The 257-nt window shown below is 66.9% G+C and carries 1 protein-coding gene; it reads right to left on the bottom strand.

Features of this window, described 5'->3' with window-relative positions; all coding sequences use genetic code 11:
- Nucleotides 1–15: 15 nt before the first annotated feature.
- Nucleotides 16–257: hypothetical protein (locus ACRHNM_RS17305; protein WP_431137894.1), on the bottom strand; the 242-nt coding region annotated here is incomplete at its 5' end.

Raw genomic sequence — 257 nt, 5'->3', positions numbered from 1 at the left:
GGCGGGTACGGTCCATCAGAAGCTCAGCCGGTACTGCGCGTACAGGTTGGCGCCATCGGTGTCGTACGGTGCGTTGCGCGAGTAAACCAGGCCGCGGCTGGCCTGGAAGGCCGCCTCATCCGGATAGCGGTCGAGCACGTTGTCGGCACCCACGCGCAGGCTGTGGTGCTCGTTGATGCGGTACCCCACGGCGAGGTCGAGGAAGCTCATCGCGCCGAAGCGCTGGTAGATGTCGCCCACCGCATTGCCGCTGGCGT

It is taken from the genome of Psychroserpens mesophilus, assembly GCF_050617655.1.
GTDB lineage: Bacteria > Bacteroidota > Bacteroidia > Flavobacteriales > Flavobacteriaceae > Psychroserpens > Psychroserpens mesophilus_A.
The sequence above is the reverse complement of the archived record's forward strand: the minus strand, read 5'-3'. Positions and strand labels throughout refer to the sequence as shown.